Origin of the sequence: Pseudomonas sp. R4-35-07, assembly GCF_003852235.1 — a bacterium.
In the GTDB taxonomy this organism is placed as follows: Bacteria; Pseudomonadota; Gammaproteobacteria; order Pseudomonadales; family Pseudomonadaceae; genus Aquipseudomonas.
On the sequence record NZ_CP027732.1, the window covers coordinates 5805277 to 5827845 of the forward strand.

The window sequence follows — 22569 nt, forward strand, 5'->3', positions numbered from 1 at the left end:
GCATGCGCGAACCCGGCTTGTTTAAACCGGCGCTGCTGTGGCTGCTGGTGTTGGCGCCGCTGTTTTTCAGCACCTACGGCTTCGCTACTTGGGTCACCAACCAGCGCAGCGATGTGGGCACGCTGGTGTTCGGCTGGGAAACCCATATGCCGTTCTGGGCCTGGACCATCGTGCCCTATTGGTCCATCGACTTGCTCTACGGGTTCTCGCTGTTGCTGCCGAGCACCCGCCACGAACTCAAGCAGCATGCCCTGCGCCTGCTGACGGCCCAGGTGATAGCCGTCAGTTGCTTCCTGATCTGGCCGCTGCGCTTCACCTTCGAACGGCCGGAACTGGATGGCGTGTTCGGCTGGTTGTTTGCCGTGCTGGCCGGCTTCGACAAGCCCTTCAACCAGGCGCCCTCACTACATATCGCGCTGCTGGTGATCCTGTGGGTCATGTACCAGCGGCATACCCAAGGTTTTTGGCGCTGGGTGGTGCACGGCTGGTTTGCGCTGATCGGTATTTCCGTACTGACCACTTATCAACATCACTTTGTCGACTTACCCACAGGCGCCCTCGCGGGGTGGTTGTGCGTGTGGTTATGGCCGCTGGAACACGCCAGCCCGCTGCTCAATGCCCGACTTACGCGCGACTCTAAACGCCGTTGGCTGGGTGCGCGCTACGCCCTTGGCGCGCTGGCGCTGATGCTGCTCGCGCTGGCTTTGGGCGGTTGGGGGTTATGGTTGCTGTGGCCGGCGGTGTCCCTCGCGCTGGTCGCAGCCAATTACTGGCTGCTGGGTGCCGAGGGCTTTCAGAAACGCAACAATGGCCAGCTGACGCCTGCTGCGCGTTGGCTGTATGCGCCTTATCTGGTCGCCGCCTGGATCAATTCGCGGCTGTGGACACGCCGGCATCCACAGCCTGAGCTGATTGTGGATAACGTCTGGCTGGGGCGAATTCCTACATCGAGCGAGCAGCAGTCTTTCAAGGCCATCGTCGATCTCTGCGCCGAATTGCCGATTAATCCACAGGGTCGTAGCTATCACTGCATTCCTGTTGTGGACTTGATCGCGCCCACCTCCGCCGAATGCCTGCAAGCCGCCAAGGCCATCGAACGCCTGCGCTTGGACGGCCCGTTGCTGGTGTGCTGCGCCCTGGGCTACTCGCGCAGCGCCACGGCCATTGCCGCCTGGCTGTTGCACAGCGGACGCGCGACGACGGTGGATCAAGCGCTGGCTATTATTCGTACAGCGCGGGCCCGTGTGGTCCTGCATCCCGCACATCGTCTCGCCTTGGAGGGTTTGCCCCATGCCTGCTGATATGGAACTGCAAGTCGTCGCCAGCCTGCTGCGCCGTGGCCGTTCGCTGGATCAGTTATCCACAGGCCTTACAGTGGCCGGCGTGTTGTTCGGTGTGGCCCAACTGTTGATGGCGAGTGTTTCAACGGTCTGCCTGCTGCTGGCCTTGTGGATGATCATCCTGGGCCTTGTGCAAAAATACTGGGCCCTGCGCGTTGCGTTCGATGCCGATCTGTTTGCCCTGCTCGCTCGCGACGTCGAGCGCACCGCAGACCTTGACCAAGCCCTGCAGACCCTTGGCCTGCAATCGGCCAAGCGCGCCGGCCGGCCTTGGGCCGAACGCCGTCGTGGCGCCCTCAAATTGCTGCGCAAACAGGCCTGGCTGCTCGGCGCGCAAGCGCTGCTGACCCTGGCCGTGCTGCTTGCCAGCCCTTGGCTACCTTTCGCCGAATAAGGAATTCCCATGTTCGAACCCGTGGTCGCCACACTGATTACTTCCATGGCCCGCACCGTCACCGGCGCCCGCAGCCTGTGGTTGGGCTGCGCGCCCGTGCCGGTGCAGCGCATCTACTTCGCCAACCACAGCAGCCACGGCGACTTCGTGCTGGTGTGGGCGTCGCTACCGCAAAACCTGCGCAAATTCACCCGCCCTGTGGCCGGCAGCGATTACTGGAATAAAAGCGCGCTGCGCCGCTACATCATCAACCGCGTGTTCAACGGCGTACTGATTGATCGCGAGCGCAAAGAGCCTGTGGATAACCCTTTGCAGCCAATGCTTGCTGCGTTGGAAGGCGGCGACTCGCTGATCATCTTTCCTGAAGGCACGCGCAATCTGGAGGACGGCCTGCTGCCGTTCAAAAGCGGGTTGTATCACTTGGCAAACAGTTACCCACAGGCCGAGTTGATTCCGGTGTGGATAGCCAATTTGAACCGCGTGATGCCCAAGGGCCGTGTCCTGCCATTACCGCTGTTATGCACAACCAGCTTCGGCGCGCCCCTGCAATTGGAAGAAGGCGAAGACAAAGCCGCGTTCCTTGCCCGCACCCGCGACGCCCTGCTCGCCCTCGCCCCGGAGCATTCCTGAGATGGATAGCCAGACCTTGATGTTATTCGGCGGGATCGGCGCGATTCTGGTCACCGCCTCGCTGATCGGCCTGATCCTGAAGTTGCGCACCCGTGGCAATCCCAACGCGGTGATCGACAACCTCAACGCCCGCATCAACGCCTGGTGGGTGATGGTGGTGGTGATCGGTGTCGCCTTCTGGCTCGGCACCGGCGCAGTGATCCTGCTGTTCTATGCGGTGTCCTTCTATGCCTTGCGCGAATTTCTCACCCTCACTCCGACCCGGCGCAGCGACTACCCGGCCCTGGTAGCGGCGTTCTACCTCGCCCTCCCGCTGCAGTACGTGCTGATCTACGCCGACTGGTACGGACTATTCTCGATCTTCATCCCGGTCTACGTGTTCCTGCTGCTGCCGATACTCGCCTCCCTGGGCGGCGACAGCACTCACTTCCTGGAGCGCGCATCCAAGGTGCAATGGGGCCTGATGATCGCGGTGTTCTGCGTGTCGTTCGTGCCGGCGTTGCTGACCCTGGACATCCCCGGCTATGAAGGCCGCAACCTGCTGCTGATCGCCTACCTGGTGATCGTGGTGCAACTGTCGGACGTGTTGCAGTACGTGTGCGGCAAGCTGTTCGGCAAACACAAGATCGCGCCCAACCTCTCGCCGTCCAAAACCGTGGAAGGTTTTGTCGGCGGCATCCTGCTGTCCTCTCTGATCGGTGCCGCGCTGTGGTGGACCACGCCGTTCAATCCCTGGCAGTCGTTTTTGATCGCGCTGTTGATCAACCTGCTGGGCTTTGCCGGCGGGATCGTGATGTCGGCGATCAAGCGCGATCGCGGCGTGAAGGATTGGGGGCACATGATCGAAGGGCACGGCGGCATGCTGGATCGGCTGGATTCGGTGTGCTTTGCGGCGCCGATCTTCTTCCACCTGGTGCGGTACTGGTGGACCTGACCTACCCCTTTCTCAAAACCAATGAAGATCAAACTGTGGGAGAGGGCTTGCCCCCGATGGCGGTGTGACAGTCACCGAATAGGTTGGCTGATACACCGCAATCGAGGGCAAGCCCCCTCCCACATTGGTTTTGTGGTGCTTTCCGGGTTTAGGCAAAGTCGGATCCTGGTCACTTGAAACACAGTTCATAAACCGTGCTTCCATGCTGGCCTATTGCGGCTGGGTTCGGTTGATCCCAGGATTCAGCCAGCACCCTTATGGAGTCGAATCATGTTTGCTGGTTTCCAGAAACAACAGCCCCAGGTCAATGGCCTGAACATCAGCTTTCGCATCGGTGGATCCGGCCCCGCGCTGTTGCTGTTGCATGGTCACCCTCAGACCCACGTTATCTGGCACAAGGTCGCCGAACGTACCTATCGCCTCCGTCACGATCCCAGGCGCCGGTTGACCATTTCGGTCAAGCGCTCGCCGACTCGCTCAATCCCTTTGTTTTGCGCCACCACCTGGGCACCCTCCATGAGCAAGGTCAGTTCCTCGGCCACCTGCTCCGGCTCGCTCAATGCCATGGCGGTGCAGAGGGCAAGCAGCCGCGCGAATTGCCGTTGCTTGTGCGCCTGGATCAGCAACCGGGCGGGGTGCTCAGCCTCGGGCAACTCGGCCAGGGTGTTGGTGAACGGGCAGCCCCGGTAATCCGAGCATTGCAGGTCAGTCACGATGAACTCAACAAAGCCCAGCAGTTGCTTGGGCGGTGAATCCGGGTGCTCCGATGCCAGTCGGTCGAAGACATCGCCATAGCTTTCAGTAAGCTGCTCAAGCCATTCCAGCACCAGCGCATCCTTGTTCTCGAAATGCCGGTAGACGGTCATTTTCGTCGAGGCCGCCCGCTCGGCGATGGCGTCCATGCTGACCCGCGTAATCCCTTGCTCCCTGAACAACACCGTCGCAGCATCGATGATGCGTTCCCGGGGCGGCAGTTGGGGTGTCCGTTGTGGGCGCATGAATAATCTCCGCTTGACATCGATACCGGTAAGTATCGCATGATACTGATAGGTATCGTCAGATACCATCCAGTATCGATCATACTCAATGGGAGACTGCCATGCACCTGTCCGACTACGCTGTTCACGATGCCACGGGCCTGAGTCAACTGATCCAGGCCAAACAGGTCAGCCCAAGCGAGGTGCGTGCGGCGGCCTTCCACGCTATCGAGGCCCTCAATCCGCAAATTAATGCACTGGTTGAAACCTGGAACGATGAGCCTGCCCCCCACGCCGGTGTGTTTTCAGGCGTGCCGGTGCTGATCAAGGACCTGGGCATTACTGCCAAGGGGCGTCGCAACGAACTGGGCAGCGCGTTGGCACTCGGCTGCACCGCCGAAGGCGATTCACAGCTCATGAGCCGCTTGCGTTTCGCCGGACTTGTGCCGCTTGGCCGAACCACCACACCGGAGTTCGCTGCAAGCACCACCACCGAAAGCCGACTTTATGGACCCACCCGTAATCCCTGGAATGTAGAACGAAGCGCCGGAGGCTCAAGTGGCGGTTCGGCAGCCGCCGTCGCGGCCGGCATGGTACCCATCGCTCACGCAACCGATGGCGGCGGCTCCATCCGGGTACCTGCCTCGCTGTGTGGCCTGTTCGGCTTGAAACCCAGCCGCGGGCGAGTGCCCATGGGGCCGGACGTGGATGAAGTCTGGAGCGGCCTTGCGGTGCACGGCGTACTGACACGCTCGGTGCGTGACAGTGCGGCCCTGCTGGACGCTGTGCATGGCAGCGCAGTCGGTGACCCGTTCCACATTGCGTCGCCGCCGACCAGCTTTCTGGAACAATCCCGGCTTGAGCCCCACGCATTGCGTATCGGTGTGCACACTCGCCCGCTCAATGGCCAAGCGCTGCACCCAGCGGTGCAAATCGCATTGGAGCAGACGATGCGACATCTCGAGGCGCTTGGGCACCAGGTCGAGGAAGTCGAGCCGGATATTGGCGTGAGCTGGGAGGCTTTTGTCGAGCTGAATGGGCGCTTCTGGTCGTCCAATACCGCCGCCTGGATCGACGCCATTGCAGCCGCAACCGGACGTAGTATCGATGCTGAACACCTTGAGCCCGCTACCTTGGCGCTGTACCGATACGGCAAGACGCTAAGTGCCACCGAACTGTTGGGTGCGTTGCACGAACGCAATATTGTCGCCCGAACGCTCGGCGGCTTTTTCGAGGATTACGATCTGCTGCTGTCACCGACCTTGCCAGGCTTGGCACCGATGATCGGTCAATACAATGCACAGCAAGCGCATCTGGACGGACGAGGCTGGATGAACCATGTGTTCAACCAGTCACCGTTCACCGCGCTGGCGAATGTCACCGGCGCGCCGGCTATGTCGGTTCCGCTGTCACAAGACCCTCAAACCGGTTTGCCTATTGGCATGCAGTTCATGGGCAAGTTCGGCGCTGAGGGCGTGTTGCTGGGGTTGGCTGGGCAGCTTGAACGTGAGTGTGCGTGGGCCGGTCGGCGGCCGGGCGTGTGGGCGGGTAAGCTCTGATAGAGGCTCGAACGGGCGCGGTAATAGGTGGCGTTCTCAGGTTTTTCGCGAGCAAGCTCGCTCCTACAGTAAATGCGGTGCAGCCTAGCCGTGTACTACGGGCTCTTTAAGCAGTGATCTCGACATAGCTAGACTCTCCGCCTCCTGTCGCACCCGATAGCCAGCCCCAAACAAAACTCAGCGTCGTGCGCCCGGCGTGATCCACGCCTACCGTGCCACGAGACCACCCAGCAAGCAGTTCCCCTTCCAGGGTCAGGCACTGATACAGCAGCTCGATGGTATCTGGACCGGTCACCCGTCCGACTTGAGTACCCAGGCGAATCCGGCCCCCCTGGTAAGTGCTCGAAATCGCGTCATCTTCGACTTGGTAGTGAAATACGGTGCCGGTGCCGGACAGTCCCTGAGCGTTGTCGGCGACTACAAACCGGCGATTGTGCAGACGTGCGTAGACAGTAGGATTTTGCATCAGTCGACATCCTTGAATTGAGCGAATTCAAAACGTAAAAAAGGGGCTGTTGAAAACAGCCCCTTTTTGGGTACGTCAGTGAGGCTTACTCCACCGTCACCGACTTCGCCAGGTTGCGCGGCTGGTCAACGTCGGTGCCTTTAAGCACAGCAACGTAGTACGACAGCAACTGCAGCGGGATGGTGTAGAGGATCGGCGACAGGGTGTCGTGGATGTGCGGCATGTTGATCACGTGAGTGCCTTCACCGTTGGTCATGCCTGCCTTTTCGTCGGCAAACACGATCAGTTGGCCGCCGCGGGCGCGGACTTCCTGCAGATTGGACTTGAGCTTTTCCAGCAGTTCGTTGTTCGGCGCCACGGTGACCACCGGCATGTCGTCATCCACCAGGGCCAACGGGCCGTGTTTCAGCTCGCCAGCTGGATAGGCTTCGGCGTGGATGTACGAGATTTCCTTGAGTTTGAGCGAACCTTCCATCGCTACCGGGTACTGCGCGCCACGGCCGAGGAACAGGGTGTGGTTTTTGTCGGCAAACAGCTCGGCGACTTTTTCCACGGTGCTGTCCATGGCCAGGGCTTCACCCAGGCGGGTCGGCAGGCGGCGCAGTTCTTCCACCAGGGTGGCTTCAATGCCTTCGGCCAGGGTGCCGCGCACTTGGCCGAGGGACAAGGTCAGCAGCAACAGGCCAACCAGCTGGGTGGTGAAGGCTTTGGTCGACGCTACGCCGATTTCGCGACCGGCCTGGGTCAGCAGGGTCAGGTCGGATTCACGCACAAGGGAGCTGATGCTGACGTTGCAGATTGCCAGGCTGGCGAGGAAGCCTAGCTCTTTGGCATTGCGCAGGGCAGCCAGAGTGTCGGCGGTTTCGCCGGACTGGGAGATGGTCACGAACAGGGTGTCTGGCTGCACCACCACCTTGCGGTAGCGGAATTCGCTGGCGACTTCGACCTGGCACGGGATGCCGGCCAGTTCTTCCAGCCAGTAACGCGCAACCATGCCGGCGTGGTAGCTGGTGCCGCAGGCGACGATCTGCACGTTGCGCACTTTGGCGAACAGCTCGGCGGCTTGTGGGCCGAAGGCGTTGACCAATACTTGGTTCTGGCTCAGGCGACCTTCCAGGGTGCGCTGCACCACAGACGGCTGCTCGTGGATTTCCTTGAGCATGAAGTGGCGGAACTCGCCCTTGTCGGCGGCTTCGGCACCGTCGCGGTATTGCACAGCTTCGCGCTCGACGGACTGACCGTTCACGTCCCAGATCTGCACGCTTTCACGGCGGATGTCGGCGATGTCGCCTTCTTCCAGGTACATGAAGCGGTCGGTGACCTGGCGCAGGGCGAGTTGGTCGGAGGCCAGGAAGTTTTCCCCCAGGCCCAGGCCGATCACCAATGGGCTGCCGCTGCGTGCGGCAACCAGGCGGTCAGGCTGGCTGGCGCTGATCACGGCCAGGCCGTAGGCGCCGTGCAGTTCCTTGACCGTGGCCTTGAGGGCGGTGGTCAGGTCGCTGTGGTCCTTGAGCTTGTGGTTGAGCAGATGGGCGATAACTTCAGTGTCGGTGTCCGACGTGAACACATAGCCCAGGCCCTTGAGTTGTTCGCGCAGCACTTCGTGGTTTTCGATGATGCCGTTGTGCACCACCGCCAGGTCACCCGAGAAGTGTGGGTGAGCGTTACGCTCGCACGGCGCACCGTGGGTGGCCCAACGGGTGTGGGCGATGCCCAGGCGCCCAACCAGCGGCTCGCCGGCCAGGGCCTGGTCCAACTCGCTGACTTTGCCCGGACGGCGCATGCGCTCAAGCTTGCCAGCATTGGTGAAGACGGCCACACCGGCGCTGTCATAGCCGCGGTACTCCAGGCGCTTGAGGCCTTCGAGCAGGATGGGAGTTACGTTACGTTCGGCGACTGCGCCAACAATTCCACACATGGTATTTCTCCTAGATGACTGCCGCGCATATCAGCGTAATGCCGCGGGCTTGGATCTGGTCGCGGGCCTCAAGCGGCAGGCGATCATCGGTGATAAGGGTATGGACGCTGCTCCAGGGCAGTTCCAGGTTGGGAATCTTGCGGCCGATCTTGTCGGATTCGACCATCACCACCACTTCGCGGGCGACCTCGGCCATGACGCGGCTCAGGCCCAATAACTCGTTGAACGTGGTGGTACCGCGCTGCAGATCGATGCCGTCGGCGCCGATGAACAGTTGGTCGAAATCGTAGGAGCGCAGCACCTGCTCGGCGACCTGGCCCTGGAACGAATCCGAATGCGGGTCCCAGGTGCCGCCGGTCATCAGCAGCACCGGTTCATGCTCCAGCTCGCTCAAGGCGCGGGCCACGTTCAGGGAATTGGTCATGACCACCAGGCCGGGTTGATGGCCCAGTTCAGGGATCATCGCGGCGGTGGTGCTGCCGCTGTCGATGATGATGCGCGCGTGCTCACGCAACCGCGCCACGGCCGCACGGGCGATGGCGCGCTTGTAGGCAGAGACCGGTTGAGCCGCGTCGCCCACCAGCTCATGAGGCATGGTGATCGCGCCACCGTAGCGGCGCAGAAGCAGGCCATTGCTTTCGAGGGCGGCCAGGTCCTTGCGGATGGTCACCTCCGAAGTTTCGAAACGCTTGGCCAGTTCGTCCACGCTGACTTCGCCCTGTTCATTGAGCAAGGTCAGGATATTGTGGCGACGTTGGGGGGTATTTCGTTTCGACATGGCGATGGTAAGTTTCGGTTCGAAAGATAACGAAGGCAATCAAAACCTATTCGGAACTCATCGTCAAGCGTTTGGAAGAGATTCTTCAGACGACACGAGCAAATGTGGGAGGGGGCTTGCTCCCGATTGCGGCAGATCAGTCAACTTTTACATCGACTGGACCACCGCTATCGGGGGCAAGCCCCCTCCCACATTTGGATATCACTGCTGAGGGAGCAGTGGATAACTCAGGTCTTGTTGATTTTGACCGGGCGCTTCCAGCCGTCGATGTTGCGTTGGCGGGCGCGGGCGACTGCCAGTTGGGACTTATCCACATCCTGATTGATGGTTGAGCCCGCAGCGGTGTTGGAACCATCACGGATAGTGACGGGTGCGACCAGCGAGTTGTTGGAGCCGATAAATACGTCTTCACCAATGGTGGTCTGGTGCTTATTGGCGCCGTCGTAGTTACAGGTAATCGTGCCCGCGCCAACGTTGGTGCGTGCACCGATCACTGCATCGCCCAAGTAGGTAAGGTGCCCGGCCTTGGCGCCTTCGCCCAGGTGAGCATTTTTCAGCTCCACGAAGTTACCCACATGGGCCTTGGCTTCCAGCACGCTGCCAGGACGCAGCCGCGCAAACGGACCCGCATCGCTGCCCTCGCCCATTACCGCGCCGTCGATATGGCTGTTGGCCTTGACCACGACACCTTTGCGCAGCGTGCTGTCCTTGATCACGCAGTTCGGGCCGATCACTACGTCGTCTTCGATGATCACACGGCCTTCGAGGATCACATTGATGTCGATCAGTACGTCGCGGCCCACCGTCACTTCACCGCGTACGTCGAAACGCGCCGGGTCACGCAGGGTCACGCCCTGGGCCATCAGGCGGCGCCCTTCACGCAGCTGATAGTGGCGCTCCAACTCGGCCAATTGCTTACGGTCATTGGCGCCCTGCACTTCCATCGGGTCGTGGGGCTGCTCGGTGGCGACCACCAGGCCGTCACTGACCGCCATCTCGATGACGTCAGTAAGGTAGTACTCGCCTTGGGCATTGTTGTTGGACAGGCGGCTCATCCAGTCGGCGAGGCGATTGGCTGGCACCGCGAGAATCCCGGTGTTGCCTTCGGTGATGGCGCGCTGGGCTTCACTGGCGTCCTTGTGCTCGACGATGGCCGCGACCTTGCCCTCGGCGTCACGCACGATGCGCCCGTAGCCGGTGGGGTCGTCCAGCTCGACGGTGAGCAGGCCCATCTGGCCAGGCACCACATGCTTGAGCAGGCGTTGCAGGGTTTCCACTTCGATCAGCGGCACATCACCGTACAGGATCAGCACGGTGTCAGCGGTGATGAACGGCACCGCTTGCGCGGTGGCATGGCCAGTGCCCAATTGCTTGTCCTGCAAGACGAAATTCAAGTCGTCTGCGGCCAGACGCTCACGTACCACATCGGCACCGTGCCCGATGACTACGTGAATGCGCTGCGGGTCCAACTGCCGGGCACTGTGGATAACATGGCCAAGCATGGAATTGCCTGCGACCGGGTGCAGTACCTTGGGCAAGGCCGAACGCATGCGGGTGCCCTGGCCAGCGGCGAGAATTACGATTTCAAGAGACATGAATGGCTACCAATCCTGGGCGGTCCGGCTTCAGACCAAAGAAGTGTTTTGCAAAAAAGAAAAAGGGTAGCCGAGGCTACCCTTTTTAATCAATCACGCGTGAAGCGTAACGGCAACGCCGCTTACTTCTTGCGGATCTGCTGGAGCGTCCGCAGCTGGGCTGCGGCCTCGGCCAGACGGACTGCAGCAGCGCTGTAGTCGAAGTCTGCGCCTTTTTCGTTCAGCGCCTTCTCGGCAGCCTTTACGGCTTCCTGAGCGGAGGCTTCATCCAGGTCGCCAGCACGTTGCACGGTATCGGCAAGTACCTTGACCATGTTCGGCTGAACCTCGAGGAAACCGCCAGAGATGTAGAACACCTCCTTTTCCCCGCCTTGCTTGGTCAGAGTGATCGGACCTGGCTTCAAGCTGGTGATCAACGGCGCGTGGCCCATGGCAATACCCAGGTCACCCAGGTCGCCGTGTGCAATCACCATTTCTACCAGACCGGAGAAGATTTCCCCTTCCGCGCTGACGATATCGCAATGGACTGTCATAGCCATCTGATTGCCTCAACCTGATGAGCGCCCGTTTCCGGGCGCCAGGATTACAGTTTCTTGGCTTTCTCGATCGCTTCTTCGATGCCGCCGACCATGTAGAACGCTTGTTCTGGCAGGTGGTCGTAGTCACCGTTGAGGATGCCTTTGAAGCCAGCAATGGTGTCTTTCAGGGAAACGTATTTACCCGAGGCACCGGTGAAGACTTCAGCCACGAAGAACGGCTGCGACAAGAAACGCTGGATCTTACGAGCACGGTTTACCAACTGCTTGTCGGCTTCCGACAGCTCGTCCATACCCAGGATCGCAATGATGTCCTTCAGTTCTTTGTAGCGCTGCAGCACGTACTGAACGCCGCGAGCGGTGTCGTAGTGCTCCTGGCCGATCACGTTCGGGTCCAGCTGGCGCGAAGTCGAGTCGAGTGGATCGACCGCTGGGTAGATACCCAGGGAAGCGATGTCACGGGACAGAACGACGGTGGCGTCCAAGTGGGCGAAGGTGGTGGCTGGCGACGGGTCGGTCAAGTCATCCGCAGGTACGTATACCGCTTGGATCGAAGTGATCGAACCTTCCTTGGTCGAAGTGATACGTTCTTGCAGAACGCCCATCTCTTCAGCCAGGGTCGGCTGGTAACCTACTGCCGACGGCATACGGCCGAGCAGTGCGGATACTTCAGTACCGGCCAGGGTGTAACGATAGATGTTGTCGACGAACAGCAGAACGTCGTTACCTTCGTCACGGAACTTCTCGGCCATGGTCAGGCCGGTCAGGGCTACGCGCAGACGGTTACCCGGCGGCTCGTTCATTTGACCGTAAACCAGTGCCACTTTGTCCAGAACGTTGGAGTCCTTCATCTCGTGGTAGAAGTCGTTACCCTCACGGGTACGCTCACCCACACCGGCGAACACAGAGTAACCGCTGTGCTCGATGGCGATGTTACGGATCAGTTCCATCATGTTTACGGTCTTGCCTACACCGGCACCACCGAACAGACCGACTTTACCGCCCTTGGCGAACGGGCAAACCAGGTCGATAACCTTGATGCCGGTTTCCAGCAGGTCGTTGCCGCCTGCTTGCTCGGCGAACGAAGGTGCTGGACGGTGAATGCCCCAGCGCTCTTCGGTGTCGATCGGGCCAGCTTCGTCGATCGGGTTGCCCAGTACGTCCATGATCCGGCCCAGGGTCGCTTTACCGACCGGTACGGAGATGGCTGCGCCAGTGTCGACAACGTCCAGACCGCGCTTCAAGCCTTCGGTGGAACCCATTGCAATGGTACGAACTACGCCGTCGCCCAGCTGCTGCTGAACTTCCAGAGTAGTTTCCGCGCCTTGTACTTTCAGCGCGTTGTAGATGCTCGGTACGCTGTCGCGTGGGAATTCCACGTCGATAACGGCGCCGATGATTTGAACGATACGTCCGCTACTCATAGCTGGATCCTCTGAATATTTGAACCGTTAAACCGCGGCAGCGCCGCCGACGATTTCCGAGATCTCTTGGGTGATCGCAGCCTGACGCGCCTTGTTGTAGATCAGCTGCAAATCGCTGATCAGATCACCGGCGTTATCGGTAGCGTTTTTCATCGCGATCATCCGCGCCGCTTGTTCAGCTGCGTTGTTCTCGACCACCGCCTGGTACACCTGCGACTCCACGTAGCGCACCATCAAGCCGTCAAGCAGCTCTTTGGCGTCTGGTTCGTAGAGGTAGTCCCAGTGGTGCTTGAGTTCCTGATCCGGAGTCGCCACCAGTGGAATCAATTGCTCCACGGTTGGCTGCTGGGTCATGGTGTTGATGAACTTGTTGGATACCACGGACAGGCGGTCAATCCGGCCTTCCAGGTACGCATCCAGCATCACCTTCACACTGCCGATCAAATCATTGATCGACGGCTCTTCACCCAGGTGGCTGATAGCTGCAACGACGTTACCGCCGAAGTTACGGAAAAAGGCCGCACCCTTGCTACCCACAACACACAGATCGATCTCGACGCCTTTTTCGCGGTTTACCGCCATGTCCTTGACCAGGGCCTTGAACAGGTTGGTATTCAGGCCACCACACAGACCACGGTCACTGCTCACTACCACATAACCCACGCGCTTGACTTCGCGCTCGATCATGAACGGGTGGCGGTATTCCGGGTTGGCGTTGGCCAGATGCCCAATTACCTGGCGGATACGTTCCGCATAAGGACGGCTGGCTGCCATGCGCATTTGTGCCTTGCGCATTTTGCTGACCGCCACTTTTTCCATGGCGCTGGTAATCTTTTGCGTGCTTTTGATGCTCGCAATCTTACTGCGAATCTCTTTTGCGCCTGCCATGTAACACCTATCAGGTTAGCAAGCGGGAGCCTTGCGGCTCCCGCTGCGGCTTACCAGGTTTGGGTGGCCTTGAACTTCTCGATACCGGCTTTCATGCCAGCGTCGATATCGTCATTGAAGTCACCCTTCACGTTGATCTTCGCCATCAATTCGGCGTGATCGCGGTTGAAGTAAGCAATCAGCGCTTGTTCAAAGCTGCCGATCTTGGCGATTTCAACGTCGGTCAGGAACCCACGCTCAGCGGCATACAGCGACAACGCCATGTCAGCGATCGACATCGGGGCGTATTGCTTCTGCTTCATCAGCTCGGTAACGCGCTGACCATGCTCAAGTTGCTTACGGGTCGCTTCGTCCAGGTCAGACGCGAACTGGGCGAATGCCGCCAGTTCACGGTACTGAGCCAGAGCGGTACGGATACCACCGGAGAGCTTCTTGATGATCTTGGTCTGAGCGGCACCACCCACACGGGATACCGAAACACCGGCGTTCACTGCAGGACGGATGCCTGAGTTGAACATGGCCGATTCCAGGAAGATCTGACCGTCAGTGATGGAAATCACGTTGGTCGGAACAAACGCGGAAACGTCGCCAGCCTGGGTTTCGATGATCGGCAGTGCGGTCAGGGAACCGGTTTTGCCGGTCACTGCGCCGTTGGTGAACTTCTCTACGTACTCTTCGGAAACGCGGGATGCGCGCTCCAGCAGACGGGAGTGGAGATAGAACACGTCGCCTGGGTAGGCTTCACGGCCTGGTGGACGGCGCAGCAGCAGGGAAATCTGGCGGTAAGCCACTGCTTGCTTGGACAGATCGTCATAAACGATCAGCGCGTCTTCACCGCGGTCGCGGAAGAACTCACCCATGGTGCAACCGGAGTACGGTGCCAGGAATTGCAGCGCAGGAGATTCCGAAGCACTGGCAGCCACGATGATCGTGTTGGCCAGGGCGCCGTTTTCTTCCAGCTTGCGAACCACGTTGGCGATGGTCGATTGCTTCTGACCGATCGCTACGTAGACGCAGAAAATGCCGCTGTTCTTCTGGTTGATGATCGCGTCGATCGCCAGAGCGGTTTTACCGATCTGACGGTCACCGATGATCAGCTCACGCTGGCCACGGCCGACCGGAATCATGGCATCGACAGCCTTGTAGCCAGTCTGTACAGGCTGGTCTACCGACTTACGCCAGATCACGCCTGGAGCAACTTTCTCGACCGCGTCGGTCTCGGTGTTGCCCAGTGGACCTTTACCGTCAACAGGGTTACCCAGTGCGTCGACGACGCGGCCCAGCAGTTCCTTACCTACCGGAACTTCCAGGATGCGGCCTGTGCACTTGGCGCTCATGCCTTCAGCCAGACTGGTATACGCGCCCAATACAACGGCACCTACGGAGTCTTGCTCCAGGTTGAGGGCCATACCGTAGACGCCGCCCGGAAACTCGATCATCTCGCCGTACATAACGTCGGCCAGACCGTGAATCCGCACGATGCCGTCAGATACGCTGACGACAGTGCCTTCGTTACGGGCTTGGGAGGTCACATCGAGCTTGTCGATGCGGCCCTTGATAATTTCACTTATTTCGGAAGGATTGAGTTGCTGCATTGCTCTGCTGCCCCTTCAAACTCAAGATTTCAATGCTTCGGCAAGTTTCGCGATTTTGCCGCGAATCGAGCCATCGATAACCAGGTCGCCGGCACGGATAACGACACCACCAATCAGGGATGCGTCCTCCGAAGCTTGCAGGCGCACTTCCCGATTGAGTCGTGCACTGAGAACCTTGGCGAGTTTGTCTTGCTGTTCTTGGTTCAATGCAAAAGCACTGGTCACTTCAACGTCTACCGACTTCTCTGCTTCGGCCTTGTACAGGTCGAACAGAGCGGCGATCTCCGGCAATAGCGGGAGACGGTCGTTTTCGGCAACGACGTGGATGAAGTTCTGCACCTTCACATCAAACTTGTCGCCGCACACTTCAATAAAAGTGGCGGCCTTGTCTGCGCTCGTCAGGCGCGGGGCCTTGAGCACGCGCTGCATGGTGTCGTCTTGCGACACTGCTGCAGCCAGGCCGAGCATGGCTGACCAAGAGGCCAGCTGCTGGTGGGCCTGGGCGTGCTCGAAGGCTGCCTTAGCGTAAGGTCGGGCCAACGTGGTCAGTTCTGCCATGATCGCCCTCGCTTAAATTTCAGCAGCCAGTTTATTAACCAGCTCCGCGTGCGCGTTTTGATCGATTGTGGCACCAAGGATCTTCTCGGCACCGCCGACCGCCAGAGCACCCAGTTGGGCACGCAGCGCGTCTTTGACGCCATTCAGTTCCTGTTCGATCTCGGCATGAGCCGAAGCCTTGACACGGTCAGCTTCGACGCGGGCTTTTTCAACAGCCTCTTCGACGATCTGGTTACCGCGCTTCTTGGCTTGCTCAATGATCTCAGCTGCCTGTGCTTTAGCTTCGCGCAGTTGATGACCCACTTTCTCTTGGGCCAACTCCAGGTCGCGAGCTGCACGGCTGGCAGCGTCCAAACCATCCGCGATCTTCTTCTGACGTTCGTGCAAAGCCGCGATGACCGGAGGCCACACGAACTTCATGCAAAACACTACAAAAATGAAGAACGCAACGGATTGGCCAATCAGGGTTGCATTAATGTTCACGCCAACACCTCGCTCATTCGTTGTCCATCACCCTAATCACTCGAAACGTCGAGTGATTAGCCAGCGAGTTGACCAACGAAGGGGTTCGCGAAGGTGAAGAACAGGGCAATACCAACGCCGATCATGGTTACGGCGTCGAGCAGGCCGGCAACGATGAACATTTTAACTTGCAGCATTGGAACCATTTCTGGCTGACGCGCTGCGCCTTCCAGGAATTTGCCGCCCAGCAGGCCGAAACCAATGGCAGTACCCAGGGCGCCCAGGCCGATCAACAGTGCAACAGCGATAGCGGTTAGACCAACTACAGTTTCCATCTTTCCTCCCGACTTTTACGTCGTATGGTTTAGGTTTTTTAGATTTTAAAGCGGTAAAACAAATCGTTTCATAGCCCTGGAGGGCCACCTTCCCGTTTCACCGGGAAGGACATCAGACTAGTCGAGACTGGCCTTAATGGTTCTCTTCGTGCGCCATCGACAGGTAGACGATGGTCAGCATCATGAAGATGAAGGCCTGCAGGGTGATGATCAGGATGTGGAACACAGCCCACGCCCACTGCAGAACGATGCCCAGGCCGCTAAGCCAGAGCAGACCGCTGCCGAACATCACAGCGATCAGAATGAACACCAGCTCGCCGGCATACATGTTGCCGAACAGTCGCAAGGCCAGGGAAATCGGCTTGGCGACCAGGGTCACGAATTCCAGCAGGAAGTTCACCGGGATCAGCAGGGCTTGAACGAAGATGTTCTTGCTGCCGAACGGGTGCAGGGTCAGCTCGCCGATGAAACCGCCGATGCCCTTGACCTTGATGCTGTAGAAAATGATCAACGCGAATACCGACAGGGCCATGCCCAGGGTAGCGTTCGGGTCTGTGGTCGATACGGCACGGAATGGAATGTGCGCGTCGCCGGAGATCAGGATGGCCAGCTGAGGAATCCAGTCCACCGGGATCAGGTCGACAGCGTTCATCAGGAACACCCAGACGAAGATGGTCAGTGCCAACGGTGCAATCACCGGGCTACGGCCATGGAAGCTGTCTTTCACGCTGCCATCGACGAATTCGACCAATACTTCAACGAAGTTCTGCAAAGCACCTGGCTGACCGGAAGTCGCCTTTTTTGCCGCCATGCGGAAAATCAGGACGAAGATCAGGCCCAATGCGACCGACCAGCCCAGAGTATCCAGGTGGAAAGCCCAGAAGCCCATTTCCTTGGCCTCTGCTGCGGTGTGGGCAAAGCCCCAGCCGCCGTTGGGAAGCTGACCGAAGGTCAGGTTCTGCAAGTGGTGCTGGATATAGCCCGAAGCGGTTGTTTCTGCCATGGTTGCCTCAAACGCCCTAAGGTTTCGAAAGTCTTGTTTTCATTAGCAGGGGAGCGAACCAGCTGACCAATTGGGTCAACACGAAGACGCCAAATACAGCCAGCGGCGCCAATGGCTTCACACCTGCAAAGGTCAGTGCAAACAGCACTGCCGTCAAAATCAGTTTCCCCGCCTCGCCGGCATAAAAAGACCGGACGATAGCCTGGGCTGCTCGGGCGCCGGAAAACCGAAAGGCCCTGTGAGCAAAATACATATTGGGCAGCAAGGCTATCAGGCCTCCGCAGAGTCCTGAATATCCGGCTACGACTCCATGCCAGTACCAAAGCGCCAATGCGGCGATCAGCAAAATGACAAGTTGAGCCAATAGAACCGGAAAAACGGCCAAGCGATGGAACGGCAACGTGTTTGGCGTGCGGGTTTCCATCACTCTTGCTCCTCAATGGTCGGCTGCCGGAAATCAATAACTTGGCATACTTTGTGCCGACAAAATGCGCGCAGAGTATAGGGGCGGTTCTGCCCCTATTCAACTGCCGGGTAGTGATTTCCGATCACGCGCTACATGAGCAATTGTTTCAGCGAATGTTTCAACGGATATGGGCAAGCACACCTTGAAGCTCGTCGAGGGAGTTATATCCGATAACCAATTGCCCTTTACCTTTCTTGCCGTGGCGAATTTGCACCGCAGAGCCTAGCCGTTCGGCCAGGCGCTGCTCGAGGCGCGCGATATCCGGATCAGGTTTGGCGGTTTCGACCGGTGCAGGTTTGCCGCTCAACCATTGGCGAACCAACGCTTCGGTCTGACGAACGGTAAGCCCGCGTGCGACAACGTGACGCGCCCCTTCAACCTGTTGATTTTCCGGCAAACCGAGCAAAGCACGGGCGTGACCCATTTCCAGGTCGCCGTGGGACAACATGGTCTTGATGACTTCCGGCAGCGCGATCAAACGCAGCAGGTTGGACACAGTCACGCGGGATTTACCCACCGCATCGGCCACTTGTTGCTGGGTCAGCTGGAATTCGTGCTGCAACCGCTGCAGCGCGATGGCTTCCTCGATCGGGTTGAGGTCTTCACGCTGGATGTTTTCGATCAATGCCATGGCGATGGCCGTTTCATCCGGTACGTCGCGCACCATCGCCGGGATGGTTTCCTTGCCTGCCTGCTGGCTGGCGCGCCAGCGACGTTCGCCGGCGATGATTTCAAAGCGGCCGCTGCCAATGGGGCGCACCACGATCGGCTGCATCACGCCCTGGGCCTTGATCGAGTTGGCCAGCTCTTCCAGCGCCTGCGGGTCCATGTCCCGGCGCGGCTGGTATTTGCCGCGCTGGATCAGGTCCAGGGGCAAGTGCTGCAGCTCACGTTCGTCGGCCTGCACCGCTTGCTCTTCCAGCGAAGTGACGGTCGGACCACTCAGGAGTGCATCCAGTCCACGTCCGAGACCTCGTTTTTTGACGGCCATGGGGATTCCTTAAGTTGGCTGGGCTGCAGCGGTGCGTGAATTGCGACGTTGGCGACGCACCATCTCGCCGGCCAGCGCCAGGTAGGCAATGGCGCCACGGGAGGATTTGTCGTAGGCCAGCGCCGGCATGCCGTAGCTTGGCGCTTCGGCCAGGCGAATGTTGCGTGGAATCACCGTGTCGTAGAGCTGGTCGCCGAAATGTTCCTTGAGCTGCGCCGACACATCGTTCATCAGGCTCAGGCGCGGGTCATACATGGTCCGCAGCAGGCCTTCGACTTTCAGGTTCGGGTTGAGCAATTCGGCGATACGCTTGATGTTATCCACAAGGTCGCTCAGGCCTTCGAGCGCAAAGTACTCGCACTGCATGGGGATGATCACCCCATCGGCGGCAACCAGAGCGTTGAGCGTGAGCATCGACAGCGACGGCGGGCAGTCGATCAGGATGTAGTCGTAATTCTCGCGGATCGGCGCCAAGGCGCTGCGCAGACGGCTTTCCTTCATCTGCATTTCCAGCAGCACCACTTCCGCCGCAGTCAGGTCGCGGTTGGCCGGCAGCAGTTGATAACCGCCATGCTCGGAATAGTGCATGGCCTGGCCCAGGTCGCACTCGCCGATCAGCAAGTCGTAGACCGAGTTTTCCAGGCCGTGTTTATCCACACCGCTACCCATGGTGGCGTTGCCCTGTGGATCGAGATCGATCAACAGCACCCGGCGCTTGGTCGCGACCAGGGATGCTGCGAGGTTGATGCAGGTGGTGGTTTTGCCCACGCCACCTTTCTGGTTCGCTACCGCGAATACCTTAGCCATTCTTGCTTGTGTTCCCAATCATGCCGTGCGGCGCAGTATCAGCAGATGGCGTTGGCCTTGGCAACCGGGTACGGCCAAGGCGTGTTCGCTATCGAGGTGGAAGTCTGCCGGCAATGCTAACAGCTCGTCGCTTGGATGGACGCCCTTCATTGCCAGCCAGCGGGTATCGCGGTCGCCAAGGTGGCGAGTCCAGTTGCTGAAGTTCTCCATGCTGCTGAACGCCCGGGAAACAATTCCGTTGAAGGGCTGCTCAGGCGTAAAGGCTTCGACGCGACTGTGGATAACCTGCAGATTGTCCAGCTTGAGTTCGAGTTTGACCTGGGTCAGGAAGCGGGTTTTCTTGCCGTTGCTGTCCAGGCAGGTGACCTGTGACTCTGGAAACAGGATGGCCAGCGGTATGCCTGGCATGCCGCCGCCGCTGCCGACGTCCAACCAGCGACCGTTTTCGATAAACGGCATCCCGCTCAAGCTGTCGAGCAAATGGCGCGAGACCATTTCGTCCGGATTGCGCACCGCAGTCAGGTTGTAAGCCTTGTTCCATTTGATCAACAGGGCCAGGTAGCCCATCAGCAACGCGTGCTGGGTTTCGGTCAGGTCTATGCCCAACTGGCGCGCACCTGTGGATAACTCTTCGGCGTGTTGCGAGGTGACCAACGAACTCAAGCGCTTTGCTCCAACTGACGGCCCGCGCCGCGTTTTTTCAAATGAATCATCAACAGTGAAATCGCTGCCGGCGTCACGCCAGGTATACGCGAAGCCTGGCCGAGCGTTTCCGGCCGAGTTATCCCCAGCTTGCTTTGAATTTCCTTCGACAGCCCGGAAATCCCGGTGTAGTCGATATCCACAGGCAGCTTGGTGCTTTCACTGGCGCGCAGGCGAGCGATCTCGTCCTGCTGGCGATCAATGTAACCGGCGTATTTGGTCTTGATTTCCACCTGTTCGGCGACCTGTGGATCTTCTGCGCCGCCGCCGGTCACTTCGACCAGGCCAGCGTAATCGATTTCCGGACGCGACAGCAGGTTCAGCAAGTTGTATTCGTGAGTCAGGGGCGTGCCAAATTTTTCGGCTATCGCATCGCCCTGTTCAGTGCCGGGGCGGACCCAGGTGCTTTTCAGGCGCTGCTCTTCGAGAGTGATGCTCTCGCGTTTTTTGCAAAAGGCCGCCCAGCGCGCGTCATCGACCAAACCCAGCTCGCGACCTTTTTCGGTCAGGCGCAGATCGGCATTGTCTTCGCGCAGGATCAGGCGATATTCCGCCCTGGACGTGAACATCCGGTACGGTTCCTGGGTTCCCAGGGTGATCAGGTCGTCAACCAATACGCCGATGTACGCTTCATCGCGACGCGGGCACCAGCTGTCTTTGCCCTGGGCACGCAATGCAGCGTTGGTGCCGGCGAGCAAACCCTGGGCGCCGGCTTCTTCGTAACCGGTGGTGCCGTTGATTTGCCCGGCGAAGAACAAACCGCCGATCACTTTGGTTTCCAGGCTGTACTTCAGGTCACGCGGATCGAAGTAGTCGTACTCGATGGCGTAGCCAGGGCGAACGATGTGGGCGTTTTCCATGCCGCGAATCGATTGCACGATCTGGATTTGCACGTCGAACGGCAGGGACGTGGAAATCCCGTTCGGGTACAGCTCGTGGGTGGTCAGGCCTTCGGGCTCGATGAAGACCTGGTGACTTTCCTTGTCGGCAAAGCGGTGGATCTTGTCTTCGATCGACGGGCAATAACGCGGGCCGATCCCTTCGATCACCCCGGAATACATCGGCGAACGGTCGAGGTTCGCGGCAATGATTTCGTGGGTACGGGCATTGGTGTGGGTAATCCAGCAACTGACTTGTTTCGGGTGCTGCTCCTTGGAACCCATGAACGACATGACCGGGATCGGTGTATCGCCGGCTTGTTCGGTCATCACCGAAAAATCCACAGAACGCCCGTCGATTCGCGGCGGGGTCCCGGTTTTCAAGCGGCCCACACGCAGCGGCAATTCACGCAAGCGTTTTGCCAGGGCAATCGACGGCGGATCGCCAGCGCGCCCGCCGGAATAGTTCTGCATGCCAATGTGGATAAGCCCGCCGAGGAAGGTACCGGTGGTCAACACCACGGATTCTGCGAAGAAACGCAGGCCCATTTGGGTGACAACGCCGCGTACCTGGTCCTGCTCGACGATCAGGTCGTCAGCTGCCTGTTGAAATATCCACAGGTTCGGCTGGTTTTCCAGAGTTTCACGTACCGCTGCCTTGTACAGAATGCGGTCGGCTTGTGCGCGGGTAGCACGCACGGCCGGGCCTTTGCGGCTGTTCAGCACGCGAAATTGAATACCACCTTTGTCGGTAGCCGTTGCCATCACGCCGCCAAGGGCATCGATTTCCTTGACCAGATGGCTTTTGCCGATGCCTCCGATGGCAGGGTTGCAACTCATGGCGCCGAGGGTTTCCACGTTATGCGTCAGCAACAGGGTTTTTACGCCCATGCGCGCTGACGCCAGTGCTGCCTCGGTACCGGCATGACCGCCGCCGATGACGATCACTTCAAAACGGGAAGGGAAATCCACCACGCACCTCGTGCCTGCTTATGTAGGTAATCAGGAATTGTTTGTTGAAAGAGTTTTAGAGCTTTGGCGGCAAGTATAGGGACTTAGGCCTGCCTAAAGAACCCTTTGCACAAAATTTAACCAGCTGTGGATGAATCACAGACAATAGAAATTAAAAGAGAGAAATATATTAAATCTTTGTTTTTATGTTTATTTCTACTGAGCACCTTTTCTGTGGATAGATCTCTACAGGCTTTGATTTACGTTGTGTACAGCGATTCAAAAGGTTGTGGTCATGTGCCAATGAGGGGGTTGGATAAGTGGCTTAAACCTGTGGATTAAAGTGATGGTTATCCACAGAGCGGTTTTTGCTCAGGTTTCA

The 22569-nt window shown here is 59.0% G+C and carries 23 protein-coding genes and 1 pseudogene; 6 read left to right on the forward strand and 18 right to left on the reverse strand.

Features of this window, described 5'->3' with window-relative positions; translation table 11 throughout:
* The first annotated feature begins 2 nt into the window (after positions 1 to 2).
* The 5 genes and pseudogenes from C4J89_RS26695 to C4J89_RS27295 all read left to right on the forward strand — a co-directional run.
* Positions 3 to 1301 (forward strand): phosphatase PAP2/dual specificity phosphatase family protein, encoded by a 1299-nt coding sequence (locus C4J89_RS26695; RefSeq protein ID WP_124415972.1) that lies wholly within the window; start codon positions 3 to 5, stop codon positions 1299 to 1301.
* Positions 1291 to 1734 carry a hypothetical protein gene (locus C4J89_RS26700; protein ID WP_124365063.1) on the forward strand — a complete coding sequence of 148 codons (444 nt, stop codon included), beginning with the start codon at positions 1291 to 1293 and terminating at the stop codon, positions 1732 to 1734. Before C4J89_RS26695 ends, C4J89_RS26700 begins: the two co-directional genes overlap by 11 nt.
* A 9-nt stretch (positions 1735 to 1743) precedes the next feature.
* Positions 1744 to 2364: a 1-acyl-sn-glycerol-3-phosphate acyltransferase gene (locus tag C4J89_RS26705; protein ID WP_124365064.1), complete on the forward strand. Its 621-nt coding sequence runs from the start codon at positions 1744 to 1746 to the stop codon at positions 2362 to 2364.
* Between the two features lies 1 nt (position 2365).
* Positions 2366 to 3298 (forward strand): phosphatidate cytidylyltransferase, encoded by a 933-nt coding sequence (locus C4J89_RS26710; protein WP_124365065.1) that lies wholly within the window; start codon positions 2366 to 2368, stop codon positions 3296 to 3298.
* A 270-nt stretch (positions 3299 to 3568) separates the two neighbouring features.
* Positions 3569 to 3709 (forward strand): annotated as a pseudogene (locus C4J89_RS27295) (alpha/beta fold hydrolase); the annotation flags it as partial.
* Positions 3710 to 3723: 14 nt separating this feature from the next.
* Here C4J89_RS27295 and C4J89_RS26720 read toward each other — a convergent pair.
* Positions 3724 to 4296: a TetR/AcrR family transcriptional regulator gene (locus tag C4J89_RS26720; RefSeq protein WP_124415973.1), complete on the reverse strand. Its 573-nt coding sequence runs from the start codon at positions 4294 to 4296 to the stop codon at positions 3724 to 3726.
* Positions 4297 to 4397: 101 nt separating this feature from the next.
* On the opposite strand from C4J89_RS26720, the gene C4J89_RS26725 reads away from it, so the two are divergent.
* Entirely contained in the window at positions 4398 to 5834 is a 1437-nt protein-coding gene (locus tag C4J89_RS26725) for an amidase (RefSeq protein WP_124415974.1), read from the forward strand.
* 106 nt (positions 5835 to 5940) lie between these two features.
* On the opposite strand, the gene C4J89_RS26730 is transcribed toward C4J89_RS26725, so the two are convergent.
* The 17 genes from C4J89_RS26730 to mnmG form a co-directional block, all read right to left on the reverse strand.
* Positions 5941 to 6300, reverse strand: coding sequence for a hypothetical protein (locus tag C4J89_RS26730; RefSeq protein ID WP_124365068.1), 360 nt, complete (start codon positions 6298 to 6300; stop codon positions 5941 to 5943).
* Between the two features lie 85 nt (positions 6301 to 6385).
* Positions 6386 to 8218 (reverse strand): glutamine--fructose-6-phosphate transaminase (isomerizing), encoded by a 1833-nt coding sequence (glmS, locus tag C4J89_RS26735; protein ID WP_124415975.1) that lies wholly within the window; start codon positions 8216 to 8218, stop codon positions 6386 to 6388.
* Positions 8219 to 8228: 10 nt separating this feature from the next.
* The gene (locus tag C4J89_RS26740) at positions 8229 to 8996 is read right to left on the reverse strand and encodes a DeoR/GlpR family DNA-binding transcription regulator (RefSeq protein WP_124365070.1); all 768 of its coding nucleotides are present in this window, start codon (positions 8994 to 8996) and stop codon (positions 8229 to 8231) included.
* Positions 8997 to 9223: 227 nt separating this feature from the next.
* The gene (glmU, locus tag C4J89_RS26750; protein WP_124415976.1) at positions 9224 to 10591 is read right to left on the reverse strand and encodes a bifunctional UDP-N-acetylglucosamine diphosphorylase/glucosamine-1-phosphate N-acetyltransferase GlmU; all 1368 of its coding nucleotides are present in this window, start codon (positions 10589 to 10591) and stop codon (positions 9224 to 9226) included.
* 122 nt (positions 10592 to 10713) lie between these two features.
* Complete coding sequence (locus C4J89_RS26755) at positions 10714 to 11130, reverse strand: F0F1 ATP synthase subunit epsilon (protein ID WP_015886644.1); 417 nt, start codon at positions 11128 to 11130, stop codon at positions 10714 to 10716.
* A gap of 44 nt (positions 11131 to 11174) precedes the next feature.
* On the reverse strand, positions 11175 to 12551 hold the full coding sequence (gene atpD / locus C4J89_RS26760; protein ID WP_017135118.1) for a F0F1 ATP synthase subunit beta: 1377 nt from the start codon (positions 12549 to 12551) through the stop codon (positions 11175 to 11177).
* Positions 12552 to 12578: 27 nt separating this feature from the next.
* A complete protein-coding gene (gene atpG, locus C4J89_RS26765) occupies positions 12579 to 13439 on the reverse strand; it encodes a F0F1 ATP synthase subunit gamma (RefSeq protein WP_034139931.1) in 861 nt (286 codons plus the stop codon).
* 50 nt (positions 13440 to 13489) lie between these two features.
* On the reverse strand, positions 13490 to 15034 hold the full coding sequence (gene atpA / locus C4J89_RS26770; RefSeq protein ID WP_124415977.1) for a F0F1 ATP synthase subunit alpha: 1545 nt from the start codon (positions 15032 to 15034) through the stop codon (positions 13490 to 13492).
* Between the two features lie 21 nt (positions 15035 to 15055).
* Positions 15056 to 15592, reverse strand: a complete 537-nt coding sequence (locus C4J89_RS26775; protein WP_015886646.1) for a F0F1 ATP synthase subunit delta — start codon at positions 15590 to 15592, stop codon at positions 15056 to 15058.
* Positions 15593 to 15604: 12 nt separating this feature from the next.
* Positions 15605 to 16075, reverse strand: a complete 471-nt coding sequence (locus tag C4J89_RS26780) for a F0F1 ATP synthase subunit B (RefSeq protein WP_003177066.1) — start codon at positions 16073 to 16075, stop codon at positions 15605 to 15607.
* A 56-nt stretch (positions 16076 to 16131) separates the two neighbouring features.
* Positions 16132 to 16389, reverse strand: coding sequence for a F0F1 ATP synthase subunit C (atpE, locus tag C4J89_RS26785; protein WP_002555987.1), 258 nt, complete (start codon positions 16387 to 16389; stop codon positions 16132 to 16134).
* Between the two features lie 133 nt (positions 16390 to 16522).
* Positions 16523 to 17392, reverse strand: coding sequence for a F0F1 ATP synthase subunit A (gene atpB / locus C4J89_RS26790; protein WP_057725770.1), 870 nt, complete (start codon positions 17390 to 17392; stop codon positions 16523 to 16525).
* A 16-nt stretch (positions 17393 to 17408) separates the two neighbouring features.
* On the reverse strand, positions 17409 to 17816 hold the full coding sequence (locus tag C4J89_RS26795) for a F0F1 ATP synthase subunit I (protein WP_043048220.1): 408 nt from the start codon (positions 17814 to 17816) through the stop codon (positions 17409 to 17411).
* A 160-nt stretch (positions 17817 to 17976) separates the two neighbouring features.
* The gene (locus C4J89_RS26800) at positions 17977 to 18849 is read right to left on the reverse strand and encodes a ParB/RepB/Spo0J family partition protein (RefSeq protein WP_124365074.1); all 873 of its coding nucleotides are present in this window, start codon (positions 18847 to 18849) and stop codon (positions 17977 to 17979) included.
* A gap of 9 nt (positions 18850 to 18858) precedes the next feature.
* On the reverse strand, positions 18859 to 19656 hold the full coding sequence (locus C4J89_RS26805) for a ParA family protein (protein ID WP_124415978.1): 798 nt from the start codon (positions 19654 to 19656) through the stop codon (positions 18859 to 18861).
* Between the two features lie 18 nt (positions 19657 to 19674).
* Positions 19675 to 20319, reverse strand: a complete 645-nt coding sequence (gene rsmG, locus C4J89_RS26810) for a 16S rRNA (guanine(527)-N(7))-methyltransferase RsmG (RefSeq protein ID WP_124415979.1) — start codon at positions 20317 to 20319, stop codon at positions 19675 to 19677.
* Positions 20316 to 22208: a tRNA uridine-5-carboxymethylaminomethyl(34) synthesis enzyme MnmG gene (mnmG, locus tag C4J89_RS26815; protein WP_124415980.1), complete on the reverse strand. Its 1893-nt coding sequence runs from the start codon at positions 22206 to 22208 to the stop codon at positions 20316 to 20318. Before mnmG ends, rsmG begins: the two co-directional genes overlap by 4 nt.
* Positions 22209 to 22569: the final 361 nt, after the last annotated feature.